Below are 25,715 nucleotides of genomic sequence, written 5' to 3'. Positions count from 1 at the left end.
ATTCGAAGCCTACTATAACTGCGTAAATTAGCTCGGCTAATTTTTGCTTCTTCCCAATTGACGAGGACAAAAAATATGAAAACTCTACAAGATAAAGTTGCGGTTGTAACGGGTGCAGGTTCAGGGATCGGACGAAGCATAGCTATTGACTACGCAAACAACGGCGCAAAAGTTGTTGTTTCTGATATTAACGAGCAAGGCGGACAAGAAACGGTTGATCAAATCGTTGCTCTTGGCGGCACTGCTTGCTTCCAGTATGCGAATGTTGCAAACATGGAAGATCATATCGCGTTAGTTGAGCGCGCAGTATCCGAATACGGTCGTTTGGATATTGCTTGTAATAACGCAGGTGTCAGCCACGAGCTTCACGCAACAGGCGACATCACAGTAGACAGCTGGAAGTTCGTTATGGAAGTGAACCTGTCTGGCGTTTTCTACGGCATGAAAACGCAAATCGAGCAAATGCGTAAAAACGGCGGTGGCAGCATTGTAAACATCGGTTCGGTATTGAGCCAACGTGGTTTTTCGGGTGCAGGCGCTTACGTGGCTTCAAAACACGCCGTTATCGGTTTAACTAAAAACGCAGCATTGGATCACGCAGGCGAGAACATTCGCGTTAACTGTGTAGGCCCAGCTTATGTCAACACTCCTCTTGTAACGGCTGCTTTGAACGACGAGCAAGTAGAAGGCTTGAAAGTACTTCACGCAGTAGGTCGCCTTGGCGAAGAACAAGAAATTGCAGACGTAGTGACTTTCGTTAGCTCTGATAAAGCCAGCTTTATAACAGGCAACTACTACGCAGCAGACGGCGGCTACCTAATCCGCTAATCAATTAAGTGCTGCTCTAGACAAACCTAAGGCAGCACTTCTTCTCCTAAAATGACAAGAGGTTTGTTATGACAACAACTACCACGACCAAAGCGGATCCAAAGAAATGGTTTCCGCTTTATGTGTTACTGGCAGCTCAGTTTTCTACTATGTCGGACAATGCAGGTTTAGCGGTTGCTACTGAAGCTATGCTTAGCTTATTCGGTTCGACGATGGCAGAAATTCAAATGGCGAATGCCATCTATCCACTCGTGGCCGCAGCCGGCATGATCACAGGTGGCCTAACGGGCCTCATAATTGGCTGGAAGCGCCAGATGATCATTGGTGCAGCATTGATGGCGATTTCCGCTTTTGCTAGTTCTGTTGCACCGAATATGGATGTGCTTAACTATGTTGCTCGTCTGTCTTGTGGCGTTGCAGGCTGCCTCTTAATACCTGCCGTACTAGCCAACATTGCAGGTATCTACAAAGGTAAAGATCAGGCGATTGCCTTCGCCTCTATTGCGGCTTTCCTCGGTGTAGCCAGTGCACTTGCTCCCGTTATTTTCGGCTTCATGATCGACATTGCAGGTTTCCGCGCGGCATTCGCAGTCCAAGGCCTTTACTGTGCAGTGCTGACTGCGTCCGTTATTTTGGTGATTCCTAATATCGATTCAGAGAAGTTCTCTGGAAAAATCGACTTCACGGGCATCATATTGGCTGCTATCGGCCTTGCATTTTTCGTTACAGGTCTACTGAAAATTTCTGAATGGGGTTTAATTGAGCCGCTTGGCGACGTCCAAATCTTGGGTATCTCTCCATCACTCGTGTCAGTTGCTTTGGGGATTATGATCCTAATTGCTCTAATCAAGTGGGAGAAGAAGTTTGAACTTTCTGGTGGTACGCCTTTGCTTCCACAAATATTCTTAACCAACCCACAGGTACTGCGCGGTCTATATTTGTGCGCGACTGTATTCCTACTGTTCGGCTTTACATCATTTGTGAACGTGAGTTTCATGCAGCTTGTCGCAGGCTTCAATGCCATTGAATCAGCATCTGCATTGGTGGTTTTTGCGGTGGGTATGATCGTTGGCTCTATTGCAACTACCAAGCAGCTTAGTCACTTAACCTGCCGACGTGTCACTCAGCTTGGCTTCGTTTTAGTTGCAAGTGGTGTACTCATGATGTTCCTAGGTTTCGATGTTGATGGCATTACTTGGTGGCAATTTCCATCCCTACTTCTGTTTGGAACAGGCACTGGTATTGTAGCCTCTCAATCCTCATTGGTTGTAACCGATGCTCTACCTGAAAAAGAAGCGCGTCAATCGGGCGGTATTCAAGCAACATTCCGCAATTTTGGTCAAGCGATGGGCGTAGCCATATTGGGCTCCATCATGCTGTTCTCTTTCACAGGTGAAATCAAAAAAGATGTGATTAGTGCGTCTAACCTCTCTTATGAGACTCAAGAGATCATATCTCAAGAGAAACTGATTCCGTTCTCCTCTAATGAGATGGTGGTTGGAATGATGGAAAATAGCACCATTGACCAGTCTGATTACAACGAAGTGTTAGCCATTGTCGCAGACTCTCGTCTGACATCGGTGAACTACACTATGTTGGTTTTACTCATCTGGATGTCTCTGTCTATCTCAATCTGTAATGGGTTACCGAATTACTCACTAATGAAAGACAAAATATAATAGATTGTTATCTAAGATACGTTTAATTATTCCATGGTTTCAAAATGTAGTGGCTCAGCGAAACTGGCCACTACTATTGGGCTGCTCTCTAGTCACGGTCAATTGCAAACGGTGACCAAGCCTGACGGGTTGGCATGACCTCGACTCTGTTGATATTAATATGATCTGGTAGAGACGCAATGTAGAACATATGTTCGGCGATATCTTCAGCGCTTAACGGCGTTGTGCCGCGATATAAGTTATCTGAGGCTGACTGGTCCCCTTTGGTTCTCACTAGCGTAAATTCCGTTTCTGCTATGCCTGGCGAGAGGTCGGTCACTCGCACTCCAGTACCTTGAAGGTCGCAACGCAGGTTGTAACTGAACTGCTTTACGAATGCTTTACTCGCACCATAGACATGACTGCCCGGGTATGGCCACTGACCCGCTATCGACCCAACGTTGATGATTGTGGTCCCTGCCCCAACTTCAATAAGCTTAGGAAGTAGCGCGTGGGTAACGTTAACAAGACCTGTACAGTTTGTGTCTATCATCGTGTGCCAGTCGGTAAGATCGACCTTCGGCGCACCCTCCGGAGCCAACGCCAAGCCCGCATTGTTAATCAATGCCGTCACCTGTGAAAACTCGCTTGGTAACGCATCAACAGCCTGTTTAACGGCATCAGCATCACGCACGTCTAGCTGTATGATGTGCGTCGGTACACCCAACTCTTCTTTAAGATCTAGTAATCGCTCTAGGCGTCTACCCGAGAGCACCAAAGACCAGCCTTCGCTTGCAAACTTATGTGCTGCTGCGCGTCCAAAACCAGAAGTAGCGCCGGTAATAAATGCAATTTTCTTCATCTTGCTTTTCCCTTTTAAAGTAAGTCCCAATTAGAGTAAAAATGTAACGAGTGCTAGCCCCATCAGAATGGGTGCGGTTGTTAGCCTTGGAGAAAGCTCAGGCAACCATTGATGCATCTTCTTACCAATGGTGTTACCGACTAACGCAGCGGGTAGCAGCGTCATACTCGTCATGATCAAATGTCCGGTCACCGCCCCAATGACTGTTAGCCCTACAATCGACGTCATTGCACTCGCCATGAAAAATACGATGGCTGTCGCCCGAAGCTCGTTAGAACTCATCATCAGATTGAGTAAATACAAAATTAAGGGCGGTCCACCAGCAGAACCAGCCGTCATGCCAAATCCAGAGAATGCTCCGACAGCTAACGAATAACGCTTATCAAGCCAATTTAGCCTTAGATCCAACATGATCAATCCGCCAGCAACCATAGATAAGCCAGCAATAAGAAGCTTTAATCCATCCGATGACACCCATGACACTACAAACAACGAAAAAGGTGTCGCTATTAGCATCCCCGTAATCAGCTTTGTTACTAACGGCCTATCGATGTTGGCGCCAACACCTCGAATAAGACACAGGCTACTAAGCAAATCGAGAGTAATAGCGATAACAATCGACTCAATTGGCGTAACAACAAAGTTCAGACAAAGCGCAGCAATCACAGCAAATCCAAAACCTGAATAGCCGCGAACCACACCCGCAAAAACAATCAAAAGTGATCCAATTCCGAGTTCTGTCCAAGTCATGAGTTAGTGGTTCCATTGCGTCTACTGTGCACCTGACATCAGATGCGTTCCGTGTTTTCAATGTAATGAGGTTGACTTGAACGCCATAGAGCCAGTTTTCTAAATCCTTTAGGGCAGACAGACGCGGCGATACTGACCCACCACTTTTTTTAAACTGACACTACACCTCCACGAGTTTTTCTCGCCAAGATAGCGTTACTGCTCGCCATCAAGAGCGATGTTATTGCACAGGAGAATAAAATGGATTTGTTATCATCTGAAATCACTAACCAAGACGTCATTGAACTCGACAAGAACGTGTTTCATTCTTGGTCCGTTCAAGAGAGTGCCACCCCAATTGCGATAGCTCGTGGGCAAGGTTGCACTATGTGGGACTTTGACGGGAGCGAGTATTTAGACTTCAGCAGTCAGCTTGTGAACACCAACATTGGTCACCAGCACCCTAAAGTGATTGAAGCTCTTAAAATGCAGGCGGACACACTCGCAACCATCGCTCCGGCAACCGCAAACTTAACTCGAGGGATAGCAGCTAAGAAAATCCTTGAGCGAGCACCAAGTGCCTTCAAAAAGGTGTTCTTTACCAACGCAGGTGCCGATGCCAATGAAAACGCAATTCGAATGGCACGACAGTTTACTGGCCGCGACAAAGTGCTATCAGCCTATCGCTCGTACCACGGCAATACAGGCTCAGCCATCGCAGCAACCGGAGATTTTAGACGCGTCCCCAACGAATACAGCCGTGGTCACGTACACTTCTTCAACCCTTATTTATATCGAACTGAATTCAACGCGACGTCAGAAATAGAAGAGTGTGAACGCGCATTGGCTCACTTAGAGCGCGTTATCGAGTGTGAAGGCCCAGGCTCTATCGCAGCCATTTTACTTGAGACGATTCCGGGCACAGCAGGCTTCCTGCTCCCGCCAGAAGGTTACTTGCAAGGCGTTCGTGATCTTGCAACCAAACATGGGATTCAATTGATTTTTGATGAAGTCATGGTCGGTTTTGGGCGCACGGGTAAATGGTTCGCGTTTGAGCACTTTAATGTCACTCCAGATTTAGTGACCTTCGCGAAAGGGGTCAACTCAGGTTATGTACCCGTCGGTGGTGTACTGGTCAGTGAGGCGATATGTGACTTCTTCAAGTCTGAGTTCTTCATGGGCGGGCTTACCTACTCTGGCCATCCCCTTGCAATGTCTACTATCGTAGCTGCCATCGACGCCATGGAGGAGGAAGGCATCATTCATTACGCAGACGAGATTGGTAACTCGCTTCTTGGGCCATCACTGATCGCGTTAATGGAAAAACGTAGCATCATCGGCAACATTCGAGGCAAGGGCATGTTTTGGGCAGTGGAGCTGGTCGAAGATCGCGCGACCAAGGAACCACTTAGCAACGCGAAAATGGGTCAAATTAAGCAAAAGCTCACCGAACAAGGCCTACTCACCTTTATCGTAAACAATCGCATTCATGTCACCCCTCCGCTCATTATTAAGCCGAATGAGATCAAAGATGGTGTGGCGATTATCGATGAAGTTTTAAGTCAGTTCGACTAATACAAATCAGCCAAAGATTAAAACAAGTGCCAAGCAACATGCTTGGCACTTTTAGTTAATGAACCCAAAGACAAGTTGTTAGAACAACACGGTATTCAATGCGGGTTACTTCAATCCATCAAAGGCTTTCGCCAGTTCAATAATCCCCGGCTGAATGAGTTCTTTATCGATAGAGTGAAAGCCCAGCCTGAAATATCGGTTGGCATCATTGCTCATTAACGTACTCCTCATCGCTGGACGACTCGAAATGGATCGCCCTTCACTGCTCGTTGGCACACTCTCTTGGGGTGGCGTCATAAAATGCGAATGACCTGTCTCTACTAATACACCGTATTGCGCTGCCCTTGATACCAACATCTGACTACTGACTCTGTCCGGCGTTTGCAACCACAACGCATTGCTTAGCTCATTCTTAGCAAGTCGCTCACAGTATGGAATGTGCTTGGATACCGCATCATTAATAATATCCCAGCGCTGACGGGTGTTCTCTCTGAATCGACGCACAAAGCTATCGTAGTAACCCTGAGCGATGAAATGCGCCATTTCCATTTGCAGGCGTGTTGGAGGATGTCGGAGCATCAAACGGCGAAGAGCTCTGAGTTCGTAAATCAGCTCCTCTGGCGCGACGATAAACCCAAGCCTTAGGCCCGGTGCGAGTATTTTAGAGAAGCTACTCACGTAAATCACTCGACCTGTCTTATCTTGAGCTTTGAGTGCCGGTGCTGGATTTAATTCAAAGTTGCTGTTGGAGTCGTAATCGTCCTCGATGATGATGGCATCGTTTTGGTGGGCGAGGTCCAAAATCTGTTTGCGGCGCAGCGAACTCATCGTTACCCCGGTTGGGGCTTGGTGGCTTGGCGTCACGTAAAAGTAATCACACATTGATGAGAGCGAGTTGAGTTTCAGCCCCTCTTCATCCACTTGATGAGGATGCAGCTGAGCGCCCGCTAAACCAAATATGTTGTAAGCCTCTTTATACCCAGGGTTCTCAACACCGACACGAGATTCGCGGTTCATTAGCAGCTGCGACAACAGGTACAGGCCATTTTGCGAGCCAACGGTTATCAAAATCTCATCGTTGCTGGCGTGGATCCCCCTTTGAGGCAGAACTCGGGTCCGGATCTGTTCAACGAGCAGTTCAACATCTTTATCGACTTTGTCACATAACCAACCGTGGTCTTGAGAATCGGCAATCACTTTTCTCGACGCTTCACGCCAATGAGATAATGGAAACTCATCAATATAAGGTTGGCCATAGATAAACGGATATTTATAACAGCTCCATTGCGTTGGTTTTACAATTCTAGGAAACTGATGCGTGTTGACCTTTATTTTATTACCCCAATTTGGTGCAGCCATTGCACTATTTTCTTCAGTGGCACTTAATTCTATTTCCGTTTCTTCCTGACTATTTTTATAGCTATCAGATAAATAATACCCACTGCGTGGTCTACTAATTAAGTACCCATCATCGAGCAAACTTTCATAGACTAAAGACACCGTATTACGCGACACTTTTAGCTGCTGAGACAGCTTGCGGCATGAGGGTAACGCCTGCTCTGGTGCGAAGATCCCGGCCAAGATAGCCTTAACCAGATACTCTCGCACTTGTTCTTGTAGGCTCCTGGTTGAGTCAAACTCAATAAAACACTGATAGTCGATAGCCACTACGTCAACCTCCACTATTATTCTACGAAAACCATATATTTTGGCTGGAGCAAGAAATAGACCACAACCAATATGGTTATTATTTATTTACAATCTCATAGCTGTCCCATTGCGATTTAGAAATTGGCTCTACCTAATAATCCCTTCAAATATCTAAAGTGAAAGTGTTCAAGAAAAACGTTCACGATATTTAAAAGGATGGATATATGGGACATGGAATGAATGTAAAAAAATGGTTTTCGCTAGCGGCTATCACACTGGCAGTGGGGACATCAGCGAGTGCCCTCAGTGCGGATCTTCCTCAGGTATTAGAGTCTGGCGTACTCAAGGTAGCCACTGAGGATAATTACTCTCCGTTTAACTACATTGCGAAAGGTCAACCAAGCGGCATCAACAAGGACCTGCTTGATGAGCTTCGCGAGTATGCCAAGTTCGACGTGAAACAAGATATCTTACCGTGGACTGGCCTACTTGCCTCTGTCTCAGCGGGACAGTACGACCTTGCGCTCACCGGTGCTATCGTCACGGATGCTCGCCTTCAAGTCTTCGATTTCACGCCACCTATCGCTTCTGCGCAACACTACTACCTTGCTCGAACCAAGGATGATTCTATCTCTGGCGTGTCAGATTTAGATGGTAAAACTGTCGGCCTACAGGCAGGTAGTGCCTTGTTGGAGCGCTTGCCGGAACTCAAAACTATGCTAGAAGCAGACGGTAAATCACTGGGCAGAGTGGTTGAATATCAATCCTACCCAGAAGCCTATGCGGACCTCGCCAATGGTCGCGTTGACTACGTCATAAACAGCATCGTCTCGGTCAACGAGGTGGTGAAAACCAAATCAAAAGTGTTCAAGAAAGGCGAAGCGGTATCTGGCCCTGGTTTCGTGAGTTGGCCAGTGCCTAAGCAAAACCCTGAACTTCTCGCCTATTTGACCGATTTCTTCAAACACCTCAAAGAGACGGGCCGACTTGCGGAGTTACAAGAGAAATGGTTTGGCGAGTCATTTGATGACCTTCCTATCGAGCCAATCACGTCAGTTGAACAATACCATTCTCTGACAGCAGTAAACCCAAGCTAAAAGAACAACCCCAATAGCGGGCTTACTGTTTTAGCTGTAAGTCCGCCTTCAACATCAAACCGTTATCGGAGGTGCATACATTATGGATTACTACGCATGGATGCAGTTATTAGAAGGCGCGTGGACGACCGCTTGGATCTCCCTAGTATCTATTGTCCTTGGGGTTGCAATTGGGTTAGCCATTGCACTAGTAAGAATGGCCAAAATTCCCTTTATCGACCAGTTTCTCGGTGTTTATGTAAGCTGGGCTCGAGCCACTCCATTGGTCACGCTAGCCCTATTCATTTTTCTTTCGTTTCCCGCTTTTGGTATCAACTTAGATAAACACCTATCAGCAATATTATGTCTCACACTAAATACCTCCGCGTTCAATGCTGAAATCTGGCGCAATGCGTTTTTGAACTTTTCGAATGGTCAACGCGAGGCAGCGGAAGCCATTGGCATGTCACGCCTCGTTTATTTCCGCCGCATTATGTTCCCGCAAATGGTGATTGTGAGCCTACCAGCACTGGTGAACGAGATGTCTTTTCTTATCAAAGGCAGCCCAGCGATTGCCGTCATCGGAGTAGTCGACCTTACGCGAGTGACCAACCGTATCGCCGCAGTGACATACGAGCCACTTGGGCCAATTTTATGCGCGGCAGTCCTTTATATGTGCATCATCGGCTTGCTGATAAAGCTTCAAAACGTGGCTGAGCAAAAAGCCAGTAATTTAGCTGCCTAGGAGAAATGGATATGAATGAATGGCAAATCATTTGGGATCAAAAAGAAATTTTTACTTACGGCTTAGTCACAACGGTGGTGCTGTTTTCCTCGGCATCTGCGATTAGCTTCTTTATGGGTTTAGCACTACTGAGCGTACTTGAGAATGGAAGTAGCGGGCTAAAATTCTGTGTAAGAAGCAGCATCAACGTCATGCGAACACTGCCGTTCCTGATTCTCGCCTACTTGCTTTACTACGGCTTACCACAAGTCGGGATACGTATGGACGCGATGACCGCTGGCCTCGTCTCACTTTGCCTCTATCACAGTACGTATTTTTGCGAAATTTTTCGGGGCGTAAGAAAGGACATGGACGAAGGCTACATCGAGGCAGCAAAATCATGTGGTTTCTCGAAGTTTAAAATATTCACCCGCGTCATTACGCCCAACGTTTTATTTAAATCCATACCGCTCATTGCGAACCAGCTCATCATCTGCCTTAAAGACACCGCGTTTTTAAGCATCATTACCGTCAGTGAGATCACTGCAGCGGCCAACAGCATTCAGTCAACCTACTTCATCCCACTTAACGCCTTTATCGTCGCGATTGGCTTGTATTGGATGGTCAGTATTGCGGTTGAACAACTAACAAAACTAGCACTTAGCAAAGTGCTACAACGAGGGCTAAGTCATGCTTAAACAATCTGTTGAAACTCTATCGACCACTGAATCCATACCAGCCGTTGAAGCTTTACCAGCCGTTGAAGCTATACCAACCGTTGAAACTAGGCCAGAAACACCAGTTAGTGAGTTTAAAGAGAGTGCCGACCTACATATCGTCGAACCTTTGGAGCAGGCGCAATCAGAAACCGTAGACGCAATACAAACACACCCTGCTGATCAAGATTCGATTATCAAAATCATCAACCTGTCCAAGCAATTTGATGGCATTGAAGTTCTAAGAGACATCAACCTCAATATTCAAAAAGGCGAAGTAGTCAGCATTCTAGGGTCTTCCGGTTCTGGGAAATCGACCTTGCTCCGCTGTATCAACTGGTTAGAACAGCCAGAAAGAGGGTTTATCTACATCGGTGATGAGCGTATTGGCGTCAACGCAGAAACCAACAAACCCGCTAAGTATAAAGAGCTCGCCCAGATGCGCCAGCGAGTCGGTATGGTGTTTCAAAGCTTCAACCTGTGGCCACACCTTACGGTTAAACAAAATGTGATGGAAGCATTGATACATGTGAAGAAGTGGATGAAAGCCGATGCAGAATCCATGGCCGAAATCCAACTAGAAAAAGTCGGCATGTCACACAAGCTTGATAGCTATCCGAGTATGTTATCTGGCGGACAAAAACAACGTGTCGCCATTGCTCGCGCACTAGCCATGGAACCTAAAGTGCTGCTCTTCGATGAACCCACCTCTGCGCTCGACCCAGAGTTGGTTGAAGAAGTACTAACCGTTATGCAGAAGCTTTCTAAAGAGGGCTATACCATGGTGATCGTGACTCACGAAATGGACTTCGCACGCCAAGTATCAGACCAAGTCGTGTTCTTGGAAAAAGGAATATTGATAGAGAAAAACGCTCCCGAAAAATTCTTCACCAATCCAGATTCAACGCGCGTAAGGCAGTTTTTGAAGCTAGATGCATAGTCAGAGACTCAACCAAAACACTCACGACTTGATGTTTATTAGGGTCACTTTCTAGGTTGAAAGTGACCCTAATTTTATTTGCGCACTATTACCGTCATATCTCACCAATCACCCACAACAAACTCATAGCTTCTGCCTATGAAACGTATCGTGGCTAATCCCTATATCAATTCTGTCCCACCATTAAAATAGCCTTCATCCCCTTTATATCGCTAGCCGATCTTTCCTATCTAGGAGGTCAAATACCTATCTGTAGCCCCATTCATAACTTTGGAACAAACCGTTTTGTTATAAATCTCTATTAACGTTGGTCATTGAAATGAGAAATAAATTCTTACTTACAGCAATAACACTAGCGCTACCCTTCAGTTCATATGCTTCTGGAAATGTACTACCATACGAAGCCCCAGAATTTAACGGGAAGATTGGTCGCACAATCGCAGAATCACAAGAAGATTACCCACAACCCGTTGAAGCTCCTGAAGGTGCGCCAAACATTATCCTCGTCATCCTTGACGATGTTGGCTTTGGTCAGACATCCACTTTAGGCGGCCCGATCCCAACGCCAGCAATGGATGAGTTGGCTGAAGAAGGCGTTACTTACACCCGTTTCCACACAACAGCAGTATCCAGCCCAACGAGGGCGTCACTACTGACAGGACGAAACCACCACCAGCTCGGCTTTGGAACCATTTCTGAAATGTCATCGGGCTACCCGGGTTACCACAGTATCTGGGGTAAAGACTCGGCCAGTGTTGCTGAGATTTTAAAGCAGAATGGTTACAACACGGCTGCTTGGGGTAAATGGCACAATACCCCTGATTGGGAAACCAACCAGACCGGGCCATTCGATCGTTGGCCTACTGGATTAGGTTTCGAATACTTCTACGGGTTTATGGGGGGTGAAACCAGTCAGTATGAGCCTCAACTGTTTAAAAATACCTTACCAGTAGAACCTGAAAAGAAACCGGGTGAGACATACCACCTGACTGAAGATCTGGCGAGAGATGCTGTTAAATGGATTAAACAACAAAAATCCCTTAACCCAGATAAGCCTTACTTCGCGTACTTCTCAACGGGTGCCATCCATGCGCCTTTCCACGTTGGTAGCGAATGGATCGATAAATTTAAGGGCCAGTTCGACGATGGCTGGGATGCGATGCGTGAGCACACATTTAAGAGGCAGAAGCAACTTGGCATCATTCCGAAAGACACAAAGCTGACTCCAAGACCGGATGAGATCCCTGCGTGGGATGAACAGTCTGAGGACGAGAAGAAACTCTTTGCACGTCAAATGGAAGTAGCCGCTGGGTTTATGGCGCACACTGATCATTGGGTGGGTAACCTAATCAAGGAAGCGAAGGATATTCCAGGGGCAGAAAACACCATGGTTATCTATGTCGTAGGCGACAATGGCGCTAGTGGTGAGGGCACGCTCATCGGCACAACTAACAACATGATGGTACAAAACGGTTTCCCAGACACGGTTGAAGATCAGTTGGAAGTGATTGATGGTATCGGTGGAAAAGACTTTGAAAACCACTATGCAGTACCTTGGGCTTGGGCGGGCAGTTCCCCTTTCCAGTGGATGAAACGTGTCCCATCTCACTTTGGCGGAACCCGAAATGGTCTCATCGTCTCTTGGCCAGAAGGAATCAAAGCGAAAAATGAAAAACGCACACAGTTCCACCATGTTGTCGATGTCGCCCCGACTATCTATGAGGCAGCTGGCATTGAGCTCCCGACAGAAGTGAACGGTGTTGAGCAATCACCAATGGCTGGTGTTCCGATGAACTACTCATTTGATGGTGCAGACAAAGAAGGCACTAGGAAAACACAGTACTTTGAAGTAGCAGGTCATAGGGCTATTTATCATGAAGGTTGGGTGGCATCAGCATTCCATGGCGTGCCGTGGGCATTCATTGGTTCGAAAGGGTTTGATGATGTTACTTGGGAACTCTACAACATTGATGAAGACTTCTCTCAAGCAAATGATCTTGCTAAGTCTCACCCAGAGAAACTTGAAGAGCTGAAGAAGATATTCGATGAGGAAGCCAATAAGTATGACGTCTACCCATTGGATGACCGCTACGCCGAGCGCGTAGTAAACCCAAACCGTCCGTCGATTACTCGTGGTAAGAAGAACTTCAGATATTACCAAGGCACAGTGCGCATACCAGAAGGTGGTACGCCTCCGGTCTACTCACGTAGCCATACTATTGAGTCGAAGTTGGACTACAACCAAGGTGATGAAGGTGTCATCGTGGCAGTTGGGGGCAATGTTGCTGGCTACACCATCTATATTAAGGATGGAAAACTGCACTACCACTATAACTTCTTCAACAAAAAACGCTTCCATGTGACATCAGAAGAGCCATTGCCGAGTGGCACACTCGACATCAAGATGGACTACAAGCAAGAGTCTAATGAGCATGGTGGCGGTGGTACCGCAACACTTTACGTGAATGGCAAAGAAGTGGGTTCTGAGAAAATTGGAAACACGGTGCCGCTGCGCTTTGCAGTAACAGAAACTACCGATATCGGTATGGATCTGGGCTCTCCAGTGACACCAGAATACGAAGCGCCTTTCGAGTATCCGAACCGTATTGAGTTTGTGGATTACACGCTCAACTAGCGGTCACTTTATCACAGCCTGTCGCTGCCAACCGAAGATGTATTGTCTCGGTTGGTAGCAACATACAGCTCCCACTAAGCAACATTCAACAACACCTAATTATCAAGCCCCCTTTGGCCGTGAGGAATTTTCATGCAAACACCGACTAGTTGTCATGTAATGGCAAAACCGACTGGCTCAGTCTGTAACATTGACTGTGATTACTGCTTCTATCTAGAGAAAGAAAAACTCTATCCAGATCGCCAAAACAACTGGCGTATGAGCGACGAAACGTTGGAAGCTTATATCAAGCAGACTATTGAAGCACAGAAAAATGACCACGTTCAGCTTACTTGGCAAGGAGGCGAGCCTACGCTCATGGGGCTGGCTTTTTTCCAACAAGCCGTAGAGCTGAGTACAAAACACGCAGGAAAAAAAACGGTTGAACACAGTTTTCAAACCAATGGGTTGCTGCTTAATGATGACTGGTGTCGTTTCTTTAAACAGCACAACTTTCTTGTTGGCCTGTCGATTGATGGCCCCGCTGACCTGCATGACTGCTATAGAAAAAACAGAGCCGGCAAACCTACCCACGCAAAGGTAATGCAAGCGGTCGATCTGCTAAAAAAGCATAACGTAGACTTTAATACACTGACCGTGGTGAACCGAGAAAACGTGAAGTATCCGGAGCGTGTCTATCAATTTCTCAAGGGTATTGGTTCAACCCACATCCAGTTTACGCCTCTGGTCGAACGCGAAGCGAGGGAAGTCATAGGTGATCAATTACGTTTGGTTCTACCGAACGAAACATTGGCGGATGTCACCGAGTGGTCTGTACCTGCGCGTCAATATGGTGAGTTTTTAAACGCTATTTTTGACCAATGGGTACGAAAAGATATCGGCCGAATTTATATCAACATGTTCGATAGTACATTGAGCAGCTGGTTTGGTGAGAACCCTAGTATTTGTCACTTCGCCCAGCGCTGTGGTCACGCCTTTGCTCTGGAAGCAAATGGGGATTTATACAACTGTGATCACTATGTTTATCCTGAACATTTATTGGGCAATATTCACGAGAAATCTATCGAAGAATGTAATACAAGCTCTCAGGCTATTCAGTTCGGAAAAGACAAACAAGAAACGCTAAACGCAGACTGCAAACGCTGTAAATACAAGTTCGCCTGCAATGGCGGCTGTCCAAAGCAGCGCTTTGCTGTTAGCCCAAATGGCTTACCTAACCACAACTACTTCTGTCAGGGTTATAAGCTGTTTTTTGAGCATACCGCTACCTATATGCAGGAAATGTGCAGCTTACTCAAACAGGGACGATCTCCTGCAGAACTGATGTGGGCACTCAACTACAGAGAGCCCAAAACCAGTGCGACAAAAATGAGCCCTATAGGCAGGAACTCACCTTGTCCATGTGGCAGTAGTCAAAAATACAAACGTTGCTGTGGGTAATCTAATCCAATGATTTAAAAGGTTGCCACCCGCCCGCGATACGGCGCTTAATAGCATCTCTGAGCGACTTGTGTTGCTCGTTGCTAGCGTATCGCTTGTGGTAAGCCAAGCTATAATTGATAGCACTAAGCTCAATGGGACACGCTAGCGTTTTTAATCCCAACGTGTTTTGCCAGTACTTGGCAAAGCCTTCTGATACAACAGCGACCGCATCAGATTTCGATACCAACATTAACTTGGCCGAAAGCGAACCCACAACGCTATGAACCTTGCGTTCTTGAACTATCGACTTAGCGCCATGCTCAAAGCCCGACATTCTTTCCCATTTGGTGGATAAAATGACATGTTGCTGCTGATAAAACTCCTCACTAGTCATTGAGTCGCCAATTGCTGGGTGGTCAGCTCGACAAATGACTATCGCGTTTTCTTCAACAATGGGCTCAATAATCAGTGAGGGATCTCTAACCGTAAATACAGACAGTGCGAGATCCAAAGATTGGTTGCGCAGACGTTCTATCACATCCATCTGCTCAGCTGGCGTTTCTTGTATTTGAGCATGGTCGAGATTAACGACTTGATGGAGAAGCGCTTCATTAACATGTACCTCGAAACTCACATCCTCTGTCACTGCATTAATAATCTCATTGAAGCCTTGATGACATCGTGCAGCGAGCTTATGCGCATTGGCAGTAGGGCTAATACCCCGCCCTTGCTTTACAAAAAGCTGATAACCGATATCCGCTTCCATTTTTCTTACCGCAGCACTTACAGAAGGCTGGCTTATACCAAGGTTATTGCCCGCTTTAGTAAACGAACTCGTTCGGTAAACCTCAAAGAATGTTCTGATTAAATTCAAATCAAATTGCTGATCACTTTGCATAGATTTCATTTTCTGTAGAAAGGTATTTTTGCCCACTGGCATGTTCAGTATAACGACATGTTTTCTAAACCACCAAAGTGTGCTTTCAGGTGAGAGTGGTGAACATCAAGCGATTGAAAAGTCATGAGGAGCTCGTTCATGGATTCACAAAAAATAGCGATAAGTTAGTTCGACTATCGATATAAATCTAGGTAGCCACATCTATATCTCTCATAGACGGTTGCTATCTATAGGTTGAACCTATGGCAGGTATAACAGTACTTCCCTACACCTGGTTTTTCTCCCGAATACAATGAGTTCGTTGACAGGTCCCCCTCCACTTTCGTATTTTTAACTGGGAAAGCTTCCATGAAACTCAATCAAACAACACTCGCTATACTTGCCGTCGGCGCATTTAGTTCGTGCACAAATGCTGCTGGCCTTAGTATGTCTCAACTCGCGACCACCAAAAGTGTTGCTACTGCTGGCGCTGGTAATGTAACCAACGCGTTGGACTCATCAGCGACGGTTTCCAATCCGGCGGCTCTATCTCAAATCAAACAGAGCTCTTATCAAATCGGAGGCCAGTATATTGATGTCTTCTCAACATTCACACGCGAAGACAATGGAGCAACGACTGAATCATCAAAAGGCTTGATAGCACCACATCTGTCCTATGCGAAGCGTATCAACGAAAAGACGGTAGTAGGCGCATCATTACACTCGGCAGGAGGGCTTGGCGTCGATTACAGCAACGGTGTTTCTGCTGACCCAATTAATCTGATCAGCGAAAACGCGATATCTATTGTCAATTTAACAACAGCAATGTCTTATCAGATTTCAGACCAACTTTCGATTGGTGGTTCTGCAATCCTTCAACATGCAAGTATTGATGTGGTTGGAGGTATCAACTCAAGTAGTGACAAGCTTGCTTCCGGAACCAGTATTGCTCCGACTTTTGCTGTAAGCGCATTTTATTTGATGAGCGATCAAACAAGCATTGGGGCTCAATACAATCACAGTAGCGATCACGAATTTGAAGTCAGTTCATCAACAGGACTCGATCCCACAGTCGGACTATCTTGGGTTCGCAGTTTTGACGTGGGCATTCGCCACTCATTAAGCGAATCAACAGCGATAATGCTCAATGCGAAAATGGAAAACTGGCATGACTACAATGCCAAATATGACATGACTTACTCTCTAGGTTTAGGGCTACAAAAAAATTGGATCGTTGGACGCTCTACACGGGTACAAGCATCGACTCTAGCCCTGTATCAAAAGAAAAAAGAGATGTGTTACTCTCCGTCGATAAGCAATGGCGAATCGGTATTGGTGCAGAGTATTTGCTTGATTCAGGACGACAATTAGGGGTCGCCTACCAGTATCAAAACAACGGTGAAGCAGAGATCAATGCAGACAATGGTATTATTCAGCCAACAGGTGATTACTCCGATAATCGAATTCACTTCTTAACAATATCTTACCGTTATTAGTCTGGACGTGCTCTACGTGTAGCGGAGTACACTTCGAATATTGTGAATCTAAAGTGCTATCTCATTACTGCCTAGATAGCACTTGAGCAATCACGCTTTGCTATATATCTCTAAGCTCGCTCCATCAATGGAGTAGCCTGACTCGACCCCGATATCATCAGAAATGACCGTTTCTGCTTTCAAGGTTCCGGTAATGTAGACGATATCCCAAAGGTCTTTAGTGGGAGCCCCTTCTTCAAATTTGACGTAAATAATCTGGTTGGGCGGTGGTGGTGGAACGTGAATGCACGCACCATAAAACGGAACCAAAAGAAACTCAGAGATGGACTCTGAGTCCCCTTCTAATGGAATCACGAAACCGGGTATCTTTACGTTGCTGCCATGCAATTCTGGACGAGCACTTCCCACTAACGCCTGCTGAGCAACATTCGCACTGTGGTCAAGGGCAGCAAAGGTTTTATCGCTGACGCGTGCGCGTTCTCTTTCTGGGTTTAGATCAAGCCACTCAATTTCTACCGTATTTTTATAGCGAACCTGGTTTGCCGCAAAAGAGGCAGAGCTGAGTGTCACCATGATCAAAGAAGCGATGAACAATATGCGTTTCATATATTAACCTTTGTGTTGCACAGACTTGCGCGTCGATGGAAATCGCCACCGGCTTTGGGTGATAAAGCCGGTGGCGAGGGGCACAGCGAGCTAAGTCTTATTTCACCTGGTACTTACTGTTAGTACGGATGTAGATTGTCGCCTCAGAGTCACCCGTGTTGGTGATGTCATGAGAGAACTTGCCCTCAGACTCAACGTAGCTTCCCGGGTTCAAAGTAAGATCGCTGCTTTGTTCTTTTGAGTTGTACTCAATCGAGCCTGCAATCACAACGGCGCGAAACTCACTTGCGTCTGTCGTAATTTTGCCGTCAAAGCCTGCTGGCAGTTTTTGAAGCTAGATGCATAGTCAGAGGCTAAACCAAAACACTCACGACTTGATGTTTATTAGGGTCACTTTCTAGGTTGAAAGTGACCCTATGTGAGACAGAGAAGGATTGAAGCTTTTTTCAATAATCTAGCGTGTGAAATGCATTTAATAGGTCAATGTTGCACAGTTTGACATCACATATATAGATAAAAGTAATGAGCATTACATTTATAAATGAGATGTATATCTCTCTTAATATTTTGATTACTTTCTAAGCTTAGTTGATTTTTATCCAATTAAACAGAAGGTTATATGATAAATAGAATAATAACACTAAGTGGCGTTGCATTACTTTGCTCAGCGAGTGCGCATGCACAAATGCAAAATGGAAGTTTTGAAAACTGGGAAGGAAACGCACCATCTGGATGGAGTGTAATTGATTCCGGGATTGCGGTTTCACCCGCTACTGACCCTGTCAAAAACGGCAGTTTCTCTGCGCAAGTAACAGTGAATACAGGCACTCAAAGTAATACTGATTTTCTGCAAACGATATCCGTTGAACAGGGGAAAACTTATGATTTCTCTGTCGATGTTTACCACACGGAAGGCAACGTGAAAGCTCGCCTTTTTGTTGATGGCTATTTGGGTTACTCGAACAATGGTTTAACTAATCAGTGGCAGGCATTGACTCACTTATACAGTGCTACGAGCACCAAAGATATTGTTGTGGGCGTGCGATTTTATGACGATGCAGATTTTGATGGATCAGAAGTGGTGTATCTAGATAACTTTCAGCCTACGGTCACTCCACCCACGCAAAGCTGTAATGATACCCGTGCGACACTTACGCTAGTGACGGATAACTATGGCTCTGAAACCAGTTGGTCTCTTAAAAACTCAGTTTCTCAAACTCTTTATTCTGGTTCAGACTACCAAAGTAACACCACCAATGAAGTGGAAATGTGTTTAGCAAGCGGTACCTACACACTAGAAGTTCTAGACTCTTATGGCGATGGGATGTGCTGCAACGTGGGCAATGGTTCTTACAGTTTGTCAGTTAATGGGACCGTTGTGGCATCTGGCGGTGATTTCCAATCAAGCCAGAGTACACAATTTGTGGTTGGTGGCTCAACGACACCACCAACTGAACCACCAGTGTTAGGCGAGTATTACAAAGACGCAGAAGGCAAAACGGGCTTTGCACTAAAAACGGCCTTGTATCAAATTATTGATAACCATAGTAGTCAAGGTTACACCGCTATTTGGACATTGGTGTCTGAGGCTGACTTAGACGCATACTATGAGACGGATGGGTCGATTCTCGACATGTATTCAGAGAAGCCTTCAGGTTCGGATTCAATCCAGTTCACTAAAGTGACTGATCAATGCGGTCAGTACAGCAAGGAAGGTGATTGTTACAACCGAGAGCACTCTTTCCCGAAAAGCTGGTTTGGTGGGAAAGTCGAGCCAATGAACTCTGACGGTCATCATCTATTTGCCACTGACGGTTACGTTAACTCGAAACGCAGTAACTGGCCATTTGGTGAGGTAAGCAGCGCAACATACACATCAAGCAATGGCTCTAAACTAGGCAATGCAGCGAGCTCTCTTGGTTATGTGGGTACTGTATTTGAGCCAATTGATGAGTTCAAAGGTGATTTCGCAAGAGCATATTTCTACATGGCAACACGCTATGAAAATGAAATCGCGAACTGGGAAGGTAACTCTGCAAGCTCAGATGCCGTTCTGGATGGAACCAATACCACCGTGTTTGAACCTTGGTTACTTACGATGCTTAAGCGCTGGCATTCTGAAGATCCGGTAAGTCAAAAAGAAATCGACCGAAATCAAGCGGTACATGATTTTCAAGGGAATCGTAACCCGTTTATTGACCACCCTGAATTTGTCAGCCAGATCTGGGGAAATTAAATGTAACGTAACCATCATGGCAATCGTTTCATGATGACTGGATTAAGCCCAAGCATTTCTTGGGCTTCTTTTGATATTGAAAGGCATTGGGTGCATGACAGTATTCTCTGTGTATCTTATCGATAGTAACAATCAGCCTCTTTCATAAAGTCGGAACGCCGTCGTTATAACTAGTCATACAGTGAATAGTCAGTTGAGATGCAATACACGTTTCACGACTCTCGGTCACTATTTGATAAAGCAGGGACACTTGTTGACATTAAGGTTACAAATCTCAAGCAAAACTCATTAGACTCTCGATCATGACTTTTAACGAGAATCACTGGATGCACAGGCTGACACTAGCCCTTTGTTTATTGTTTTGGCTCCCTACGTTAGCCAATGCACAGAGCTTGCAAGGCAAATGGCAAGCACTCTATCAATCGAGCTGGCAAGCATCCCCAATCTTTGTTTCTCAACAAGAGTTATCCCATTACCCGAAGGCTCTGCTCAAAGACCGTAGTCGTTACCCCGATTTCAAAAAATTCAGTTGGGAGGATGTTGCGTCGTTAGCCGCAATACAGCAAACATGCCAAGCGATTGAACCTTCTAATTCTGCGTTAAACGATGCCATCGAGTTCGAGCTCGCTTTGTGTCAGCAACAAACCTTAGATGCAATCTGGTTTGCCGCTCATTCTAAACAACACCCTGCTGGTGGAAGTTTCGCGGACCGTTATGTAGCGCATTACCCAGAGACAAAAGAACAAATTTACCCGTTTTTAACGATTACCAATCCACTGCATCCGCTCTACACCAAACTACAGTCCTTAACAGCGGAAGGTAAAGAAGCCCTGCTTGATGGATATCGAGCCTGGCAACAAGGTGATGTACTTTGGTTAAGTGGAGAGCAAGGCTGGAAGGCCGTCCCGCAGGATGTTTGGAAGCCAATTGCGAAGCAACAAGGCATGACCTTATCTGGAGAAAGCTGTTCGTTTCGATACAGTAATCTCTGCATGAGTGAAACGAACAACGACACTCTTTTAATGAAAGTAATGATCTTCTCTTTGTTGATTGTTCTATTTTCAATATTAGCAAGATCACTATTTCTAAGAACAAAACAGCGTAAAGAGAGACAGTTTGTTTTGCAGCTCCTGACTCATGAACTTCGCACACCAATTACCAGCCTTGGTTTAACCGTCGAAATGTTCAGAAATCGCTACGATGAGTTCCCAGATGAAACCCAAGGTGCGGTTTGGCGTTTAATCTCTGACTATCAAAGGCTCTCTCAGCTCACTGAAAACAGTAAGGTCTATCTGAGCACTGAACAAACAGAACCTTTATTGAAGCAAAACGCTTCTCTTGAAGAGTGGCTCGATCATGTATGCGAAAAGCACAACATTGGCTATCAATGTGATTCCGGCGAAATAGAGCTTAACCTACCCTATTACTGGCTGACCATCTGTTTGGATAACTTAATCAAGAACGCCAAGCAACATGGTAAAGGCGAAGTAACAGTTACCGTCACTCTTAAAGAGAAGCTAAGAATTGAGGTCCAAGACCAAGGACATTTCCCTTCGTTGTTACAACGTACTTTGTCCAGAGTCACTCCAAACGACCCACATAAACACGATAACATGGGTATTGGCCTCACCATTGTGGAACATTTAATGAAACAGGCAAATGGACGCCTCATTATTCTTCGTAATCCAACCAGATGTATCTTGGAAATAGCTTATGAACACCCTACTACTGATTGAAGATGACCCGTTACTTGGGCAAGGCCTCGTCAGTTTCTTTGAGTCTAACGGTTATCAATGTCTTTGGGCGCAAGATTCCAGTAACGCCAACAAACTGTGGTTACGCGCCGATCTTGTCGTACTCGATAGACAACTAGAAGACGGTGACAGCTTACAACATCTTCCAAACTGGTTGCTCCTTAAAGCGCTACCCGTGATTGTATTAACCGCCAAAGTAGAAGTTCAACAACGTGTTGAGGGCTTAATGGCAGGAGCAAAAGATTATGTGACCAAGCCATTTTCAAATGAAGAGTTGCTGGCGCGGGTCATCACTCAACTGCGCCCTCTAGGTACAAGCCATCTAGCTTACGCCAACATAAAGATCAATTTATCAGAAAGAATTGCTTATCTGGAAGAAAGCCCTATCGCTCTGAAACCCAAGGAGTTTCAACTTCTGGTTCTGTTTATCCAAAACCAAGGACGAGTGTTCCACCGAGACGAACTGCTTAATAAAATTTGGGGCTATCAAGCCTTTCCAAGCACCCGAACAGTAGACAATCACATACTCCGTTTGCGTCAAAAACTGCCAACACTCCAATTAGAAACTCATCGTGGTGTTGGCTACCGTTTGGTTGGGGATTCGCAATGAAAGTAACATCGCTAACCGCTTTGCTGTGTGCGTTGCCGTTTGCTAGTCATGCGACTTGGTTTGTAGAGACACCTTTACAACGCTCCTATCAATCACTACTTGATGAGCAACCGCAGCTTGCATGGCAAGAACTACAGATCGCACTTAATCAAGAAGCACTTGATAGTCAGCTTTGGCTGCCCGTAAAACAAGAAATACTCACTAGAACTCAATGTGGAAGACAACTAAAACAAAGTGATGTATCTACCCACCATATCCAAGTGAGCTTTATTAAGCGTTACGGTCTTTCATCACAGGGCTATCAGATTAAAATCTCAGCCGAACCACGCAGCAATGATCTAAATGAACAGACTCAGGCATTCACACTCATCGCTCCAGATGGTCTTTCGATGATTGAAGGGCAGCTCGACTCGGGCGTTGATTACCAAGAAATCGAGACGAATGAGATGTTTATTAAGCCTGAATCTGGTGTTTATCAATTAACCATTGGGGCGAACAGCTACCCCATTGTTGTTGCTTTAGATGACAGTAATCGCTGGTTAACACTGAAGAATAAACTTGAGAACGCACACCTTGTAGTGACGCCACCAGAGGTTATCGATAACTGCCCTAATACCCACGTAAGTTGGCAATGGTTTGATGAAAGCTACAACATGTTAGGTTTCAAAGTGCCGATCAAGGCAAAGCAAGTTGCGGTTCCTGCACAAAGCCCTGCGGGAGAAAAGGCCAAGCACCTAAGCGCATCAGTGGAAATGTTCGAGTACCAAGGTGCGATTGAGGTCCAATACGTTCAACGCGTCGCTGTACCTTTCTAGTAAGCGTTTTTATAACTTTGATGGATATCTTGGTAGATAGTTTTGATGGGTCGCTTTGATAGTTCTTCGAGATAGAAATAGAGACATATAGGTGACAAAACATTAACGCATCTTGGGTGTAATAGCCGTAATTACTACCACGGAATCTAAACATGCTGAATATCCACCATAAATTAAATGCTTCGTCTTGTGCCATGTTAGCCCTATTCACCGCTTGTACTTTTTCAACAGAGACACAAGCGAGTGGATTTACACTTCAAGACCACAGTGGTGACAACACCAACAATACTGTTCTAATAAACCCATCAACACTCACGATAGATTGGAATGGCTTGAGCGTTAACAATGCTGCGCTAACCGTTGACGGTATCTCTCAAACAGTAGCCGAGATATCCCGGGATTCAACCAGCGCCTCTTGGACGTTAATGCCAAGCCTAGTCGAAGTAAAAGCGGAGTTAAAACAAGGTGAACTGTTCCTGCAATTCATCCTACCTTCCGATATCAAGGTAAAGCGCAACCAACCAATCGAACTGGCTTGGTTTGATCTTGCAGAAAAAGAAACACAAACACTGCTACTGCCCTTTAGTGAAGGTATGCGCGTGCCTACCAACCATAAACTTTGGGCCAACTATCTCGCCAATAACCACTCTGGGAGTAACACCACTCAAGACTTAAAGATGCCGTTTTGGACCACGCAGCAGAGCGATCAGTTCATCAGCTACCAGTTGATCAACCCAACCAATAACCAACTGTTTTTTACTGATATCAGTTCTGAATCGAGCTCTAAGAACAAATCCCTTATTGATATGAGCGCATCGCATCAATTTACCTCGCTAAATCAATCTCAACCTTTTGCTGTCCGCATAACGCTCGGCGATTCAATACTCGACGGTGCCAAGCAATACCGAGACTGGCGCATCGCTAATGGATTATCAGAATCACTAGCGTCAAAACAAACACGTAATCCAGATATCAGTAAGCTGGTTGGTGCAAGTCATGTTTACCTGTTTGGTAAAGATCCTTTGAGTATCCAAGATGTAAAAGACTGGTGGGGACTAAAAGAGTGGTACTTTGAACGCTCTAAGCTCAACATATCCGAGGAAGCTCAGCGCGAACTAGCCACTTTATCCAAGGGGAAGGACTGGTTGAGCCAATACCACAAACAGTTGCTGTTGGATTCGATTAGCCAATCACTAAAAAGCTTATACCCCGTCGCATCCCCTACACTGGCTGATAACACGATTGAGGCACAATACATCGCCGCGCAAAGCAGAAAAAAATGGTTGTCTGAATATGCCTCTTCGTTTCTAAACTCACCAGACACTTGGGGACAAGCCTTATCATCCGCCATGGTCGATAATCTAAATAATGCTGGATTGAACAAGCTTTGGTTGGGCTTTGATAACTGGATGCCTGCCTTTTATCAACCAAACGCGGTCGAGCTAGCCAAACAATCTGGTTACTTGGTTGGGACTTACGACTCCTATAACACCGCAATACCGGCTCAATTAAATGACAGTTGGTTAACCGCCCAGCTACCAGATCCAATACGAAAAACATGCGCAATTGAACAAGCTGATGGGGCATTGAAAAAAGGATTTCGTGGTAACGGCTTCTACTTAAACCCTAATTGCCATTTGGACTACGTAAAACAGCGCGCTAAAGACATCATGAACTTTGGGCACTTCAATAGTTTATTTTTAGATGTCGATGCGACCGCAATGGCACGTGAAGACTACAGTGACAATACCAGTGAATCGCAGATGCTTTCCGCTTTTAACAACCGAATGCAGTGGCTAAGCGAGCAATCATCTCTCGTATTGGGCTCCGAAGACGGCAACAGCTTAACCACCAAAGGCATTGCATTTGCGCACGGCTTAGAAACGGTTGGGTTCGGGTGGACAGATAAAGAGATGAAACAAGATCGCCAGTCCCCCTACTTTCTAGGTCGCTGGTATCCTGATCATAAGCCCGACTTTTTCTTCAAACCGGGAAAGGTTAAAGAGCCGTACAAGTCACTACTGTTTTCGCCTCAATATCGCGTTCCGCTATACCAAACTGTATTTCATGATGAAGTGATTAATACGCACCATTGGCACTCAGACAGTCTCAAGTTTACCAATGTGAAAACCAACCGTGACTTAACAGCCATGTTGTATAACACGCCCGCGATGGTGCACTTAACCAGAGACGAAGCTGTGAAAAGTACAAGCCCAAGGCTCAAAACCTTAAAACACTATCAAGATGGGTTTAAACCGATACATGAACAGCTGTGGAATAAAGCCTTGATTGATTTCTCATGGTTAAATAGCAACGGTACCGTCCAACAAACCATGTTCAGTGATGGCAGTAAGATCATCGCCAATTTCTCTGACCAAGCGTTTGATCAAGGCGACATTGATGTAGCTGCGGCTTCTATCCAAGCAATATTAAGCAATGGAGAAGTCATAAAGTGGAAAGCCGAACTTAACTAAGTGTGATTTGTTTAGTCCCTTAGCTGATAGCA

At 45.5% G+C, this 25,715-nt stretch carries 22 protein-coding genes; 16 read left to right on the top strand and 6 right to left on the bottom strand.

The genetic code is table 11. From position 1 onward, the window contains the following. The first annotated feature begins 75 nt into the window (after positions 1-75). Together KI655_RS00170 and KI655_RS00165 are read left to right on the top strand one after the other, a co-directional pair. Positions 76-828: an SDR family NAD(P)-dependent oxidoreductase gene (locus KI655_RS00170; protein ID WP_285400699.1), complete on the top strand. Its 753-nt coding sequence runs from the start codon at positions 76-78 to the stop codon at positions 826-828. 68 nt (positions 829-896) lie between these two features. Beyond that, positions 897-2,507, top strand: a complete 1,611-nt coding sequence (locus tag KI655_RS00165; protein ID WP_285400698.1) for an MFS transporter — start codon at positions 897-899, stop codon at positions 2,505-2,507. 88 nt (positions 2,508-2,595) lie between these two features. Here the strand turns inward: KI655_RS00165 and KI655_RS00160 are convergent, their stop codons facing one another. Further along, positions 2,596-3,348: an SDR family NAD(P)-dependent oxidoreductase gene (locus KI655_RS00160; protein ID WP_285400697.1), complete on the bottom strand. Its 753-nt coding sequence runs from the start codon at positions 3,346-3,348 to the stop codon at positions 2,596-2,598. Between the two features lie 30 nt (positions 3,349-3,378). Beyond that, positions 3,379-4,098 (bottom strand): sulfite exporter TauE/SafE family protein, encoded by a 720-nt coding sequence (locus KI655_RS00155; RefSeq protein WP_285400696.1) that lies wholly within the window; start codon positions 4,096-4,098, stop codon positions 3,379-3,381. Between the two features lie 240 nt (positions 4,099-4,338). On the opposite strand from KI655_RS00155, the gene KI655_RS00150 reads away from it, so the two are divergent. Then, the gene (locus KI655_RS00150; RefSeq protein WP_285400695.1) at positions 4,339-5,652 is read left to right on the top strand and encodes an aspartate aminotransferase family protein; all 1,314 of its coding nucleotides are present in this window, start codon (positions 4,339-4,341) and stop codon (positions 5,650-5,652) included. Positions 5,653-5,757: 105 nt separating this feature from the next. Here the strand turns inward: KI655_RS00150 and KI655_RS00145 are convergent, their stop codons facing one another. Further along, positions 5,758-7,320 (bottom strand): PLP-dependent aminotransferase family protein, encoded by a 1,563-nt coding sequence (locus KI655_RS00145; RefSeq protein ID WP_285400694.1) that lies wholly within the window; start codon positions 7,318-7,320, stop codon positions 5,758-5,760. A gap of 206 nt (positions 7,321-7,526) precedes the next feature. Between KI655_RS00145 and KI655_RS00140 the strand changes: the two genes are divergently transcribed. The 6 genes from KI655_RS00140 to KI655_RS00115 all read left to right on the top strand — a co-directional run bounded on the left by KI655_RS00140 (position 7,527) and on the right by KI655_RS00115 (position 14,833). Beyond that, positions 7,527-8,399 carry a transporter substrate-binding domain-containing protein gene (locus KI655_RS00140; RefSeq protein WP_285400693.1) on the top strand — a complete coding sequence of 291 codons (873 nt, stop codon included), beginning with the start codon at positions 7,527-7,529 and terminating at the stop codon, positions 8,397-8,399. 82 nt (positions 8,400-8,481) lie between these two features. After that, positions 8,482-9,123, top strand: a complete 642-nt coding sequence (locus KI655_RS00135) for an amino acid ABC transporter permease (RefSeq protein ID WP_285400692.1) — start codon at positions 8,482-8,484, stop codon at positions 9,121-9,123. 11 nt (positions 9,124-9,134) lie between these two features. Continuing rightward, the gene (locus KI655_RS00130; RefSeq protein WP_285400691.1) at positions 9,135-9,800 is read left to right on the top strand and encodes an amino acid ABC transporter permease; all 666 of its coding nucleotides are present in this window, start codon (positions 9,135-9,137) and stop codon (positions 9,798-9,800) included. 181 nt (positions 9,801-9,981) lie between these two features. After that, complete coding sequence (locus KI655_RS00125) at positions 9,982-10,758, top strand: amino acid ABC transporter ATP-binding protein (RefSeq protein WP_373417298.1); 777 nt, start codon at positions 9,982-9,984, stop codon at positions 10,756-10,758. A gap of 319 nt (positions 10,759-11,077) precedes the next feature. Further along, positions 11,078-13,393 (top strand): arylsulfatase, encoded by a 2,316-nt coding sequence (locus KI655_RS00120; protein ID WP_285400690.1) that lies wholly within the window; start codon positions 11,078-11,080, stop codon positions 13,391-13,393. Positions 13,394-13,525: 132 nt separating this feature from the next. Beyond that, on the top strand, positions 13,526-14,833 hold the full coding sequence (locus tag KI655_RS00115) for an anaerobic sulfatase maturase (protein ID WP_285400689.1): 1,308 nt from the start codon (positions 13,526-13,528) through the stop codon (positions 14,831-14,833). A gap of 1 nt (position 14,834) precedes the next feature. Here the strand turns inward: KI655_RS00115 and KI655_RS00110 are convergent, their stop codons facing one another. Further along, a complete protein-coding gene (locus tag KI655_RS00110) occupies positions 14,835-15,713 on the bottom strand; it encodes a LysR family transcriptional regulator (protein ID WP_285400688.1) in 879 nt (292 codons plus the stop codon). Positions 15,714-16,061: 348 nt separating this feature from the next. Here KI655_RS00110 and KI655_RS00105 point away from each other — a divergent pair, with 348 nt between their 5' ends. Then, positions 16,062-17,063 carry an outer membrane protein transport protein gene (locus KI655_RS00105; RefSeq protein WP_285400687.1) on the top strand — a complete coding sequence of 334 codons (1,002 nt, stop codon included), beginning with the start codon at positions 16,062-16,064 and terminating at the stop codon, positions 17,061-17,063. Further along, positions 17,039-17,188 carry a hypothetical protein gene (locus KI655_RS24135; RefSeq protein WP_373417297.1) on the top strand — a complete coding sequence of 50 codons (150 nt, stop codon included), beginning with the start codon at positions 17,039-17,041 and terminating at the stop codon, positions 17,186-17,188. The genes KI655_RS00105 and KI655_RS24135 overlap by 25 nt, the downstream gene beginning before the upstream one ends. Positions 17,189-17,278: 90 nt before the next feature. Here the strand turns inward: KI655_RS24135 and KI655_RS00095 are convergent, their stop codons facing one another. Then, positions 17,279-17,794, bottom strand: a complete 516-nt coding sequence (locus KI655_RS00095; protein ID WP_285400686.1) for a DUF3299 domain-containing protein — start codon at positions 17,792-17,794, stop codon at positions 17,279-17,281. 97 nt (positions 17,795-17,891) lie between these two features. Next, positions 17,892-18,119, bottom strand: a complete 228-nt coding sequence (locus KI655_RS00090; RefSeq protein WP_285400753.1) for a DUF4437 domain-containing protein — start codon at positions 18,117-18,119, stop codon at positions 17,892-17,894. 294 nt (positions 18,120-18,413) lie between these two features. Between KI655_RS00090 and KI655_RS00085 the strand changes: the two genes are divergently transcribed. The 5 genes from KI655_RS00085 (at position 18,414) to KI655_RS00065 (ending at position 25,683) form a co-directional block, all read left to right on the top strand. Further along, positions 18,414-20,030 carry an endonuclease gene (locus KI655_RS00085; protein ID WP_285400685.1) on the top strand — a complete coding sequence of 539 codons (1,617 nt, stop codon included), beginning with the start codon at positions 18,414-18,416 and terminating at the stop codon, positions 20,028-20,030. A gap of 326 nt (positions 20,031-20,356) precedes the next feature. Beyond that, positions 20,357-21,766 carry a DUF3404 domain-containing protein gene (locus KI655_RS00080; RefSeq protein WP_285400752.1) on the top strand — a complete coding sequence of 470 codons (1,410 nt, stop codon included), beginning with the start codon at positions 20,357-20,359 and terminating at the stop codon, positions 21,764-21,766. Continuing rightward, a complete protein-coding gene (locus tag KI655_RS00075; RefSeq protein ID WP_285400684.1) occupies positions 21,744-22,394 on the top strand; it encodes a response regulator transcription factor in 651 nt (216 codons plus the stop codon). Before KI655_RS00080 ends, KI655_RS00075 begins: the two co-directional genes overlap by 23 nt. Beyond that, positions 22,391-23,209 carry a DUF2861 family protein gene (locus KI655_RS00070; RefSeq protein ID WP_285400683.1) on the top strand — a complete coding sequence of 273 codons (819 nt, stop codon included), beginning with the start codon at positions 22,391-22,393 and terminating at the stop codon, positions 23,207-23,209. Before KI655_RS00075 ends, KI655_RS00070 begins: the two co-directional genes overlap by 4 nt. A gap of 152 nt (positions 23,210-23,361) precedes the next feature. Beyond that, positions 23,362-25,683, top strand: coding sequence for a glycoside hydrolase (locus tag KI655_RS00065; protein WP_285400682.1), 2,322 nt, complete (start codon positions 23,362-23,364; stop codon positions 25,681-25,683). Positions 25,684-25,715: the final 32 nt, after the last annotated feature.

Source organism: Vibrio sp. D404a, from assembly GCF_030248535.1.
GTDB lineage: Bacteria > Pseudomonadota > Gammaproteobacteria > Enterobacterales > Vibrionaceae > Vibrio.
The sequence above is the reverse complement of the archived record's forward strand: the minus strand, read 5'-3'. Positions and strand labels throughout refer to the sequence as shown.

What these genes read in the sequence shown, in the direction of transcription:
- KI655_RS00170 (WP_285400699.1), top strand. Translation starts at nt 76, where the DNA reads ATGAAAACTCTACAAGATAAAGTTGCGGTTGTAACGGGTGCAGGTTCA.
- KI655_RS00165 (WP_285400698.1), top strand. Translation starts at nt 897, where the DNA reads ATGACAACAACTACCACGACCAAAGCGGATCCAAAGAAATGGTTTCCG.
- KI655_RS00160 (WP_285400697.1), bottom strand. Translation starts at nt 3,348, where the DNA reads ATGAAGAAAATTGCATTTATTACCGGCGCTACTTCTGGTTTTGGACGC.
- KI655_RS00155 (WP_285400696.1), bottom strand. Translation starts at nt 4,098, where the DNA reads ATGACTTGGACAGAACTCGGAATTGGATCACTTTTGATTGTTTTTGCG.
- KI655_RS00150 (WP_285400695.1), top strand. Translation starts at nt 4,339, where the DNA reads ATGGATTTGTTATCATCTGAAATCACTAACCAAGACGTCATTGAACTC.
- KI655_RS00140 (WP_285400693.1), top strand. Translation starts at nt 7,527, where the DNA reads ATGGGACATGGAATGAATGTAAAAAAATGGTTTTCGCTAGCGGCTATC.
- KI655_RS00135 (WP_285400692.1), top strand. Translation starts at nt 8,482, where the DNA reads ATGGATTACTACGCATGGATGCAGTTATTAGAAGGCGCGTGGACGACC.
- KI655_RS00130 (WP_285400691.1), top strand. Translation starts at nt 9,135, where the DNA reads ATGAATGAATGGCAAATCATTTGGGATCAAAAAGAAATTTTTACTTAC.
- KI655_RS00120 (WP_285400690.1), top strand. Translation starts at nt 11,078, where the DNA reads ATGAGAAATAAATTCTTACTTACAGCAATAACACTAGCGCTACCCTTC.
- KI655_RS00115 (WP_285400689.1), top strand. Translation starts at nt 13,526, where the DNA reads ATGCAAACACCGACTAGTTGTCATGTAATGGCAAAACCGACTGGCTCA.
- KI655_RS00110 (WP_285400688.1), bottom strand. Translation starts at nt 15,713, where the DNA reads ATGCAAAGTGATCAGCAATTTGATTTGAATTTAATCAGAACATTCTTT.
- KI655_RS00105 (WP_285400687.1), top strand. Translation starts at nt 16,062, where the DNA reads ATGAAACTCAATCAAACAACACTCGCTATACTTGCCGTCGGCGCATTT.
- KI655_RS00095 (WP_285400686.1), bottom strand. Translation starts at nt 17,794, where the DNA reads ATGAAACGCATATTGTTCATCGCTTCTTTGATCATGGTGACACTCAGC.
- KI655_RS00085 (WP_285400685.1), top strand. Translation starts at nt 18,414, where the DNA reads ATGATAAATAGAATAATAACACTAAGTGGCGTTGCATTACTTTGCTCA.
- KI655_RS00080 (WP_285400752.1), top strand. Translation starts at nt 20,357, where the DNA reads ATGCACAGGCTGACACTAGCCCTTTGTTTATTGTTTTGGCTCCCTACG.
- KI655_RS00075 (WP_285400684.1), top strand. Translation starts at nt 21,744, where the DNA reads ATGAACACCCTACTACTGATTGAAGATGACCCGTTACTTGGGCAAGGC.
- KI655_RS00070 (WP_285400683.1), top strand. Translation starts at nt 22,391, where the DNA reads ATGAAAGTAACATCGCTAACCGCTTTGCTGTGTGCGTTGCCGTTTGCT.
- KI655_RS00065 (WP_285400682.1), top strand. Translation starts at nt 23,362, where the DNA reads ATGCTGAATATCCACCATAAATTAAATGCTTCGTCTTGTGCCATGTTA.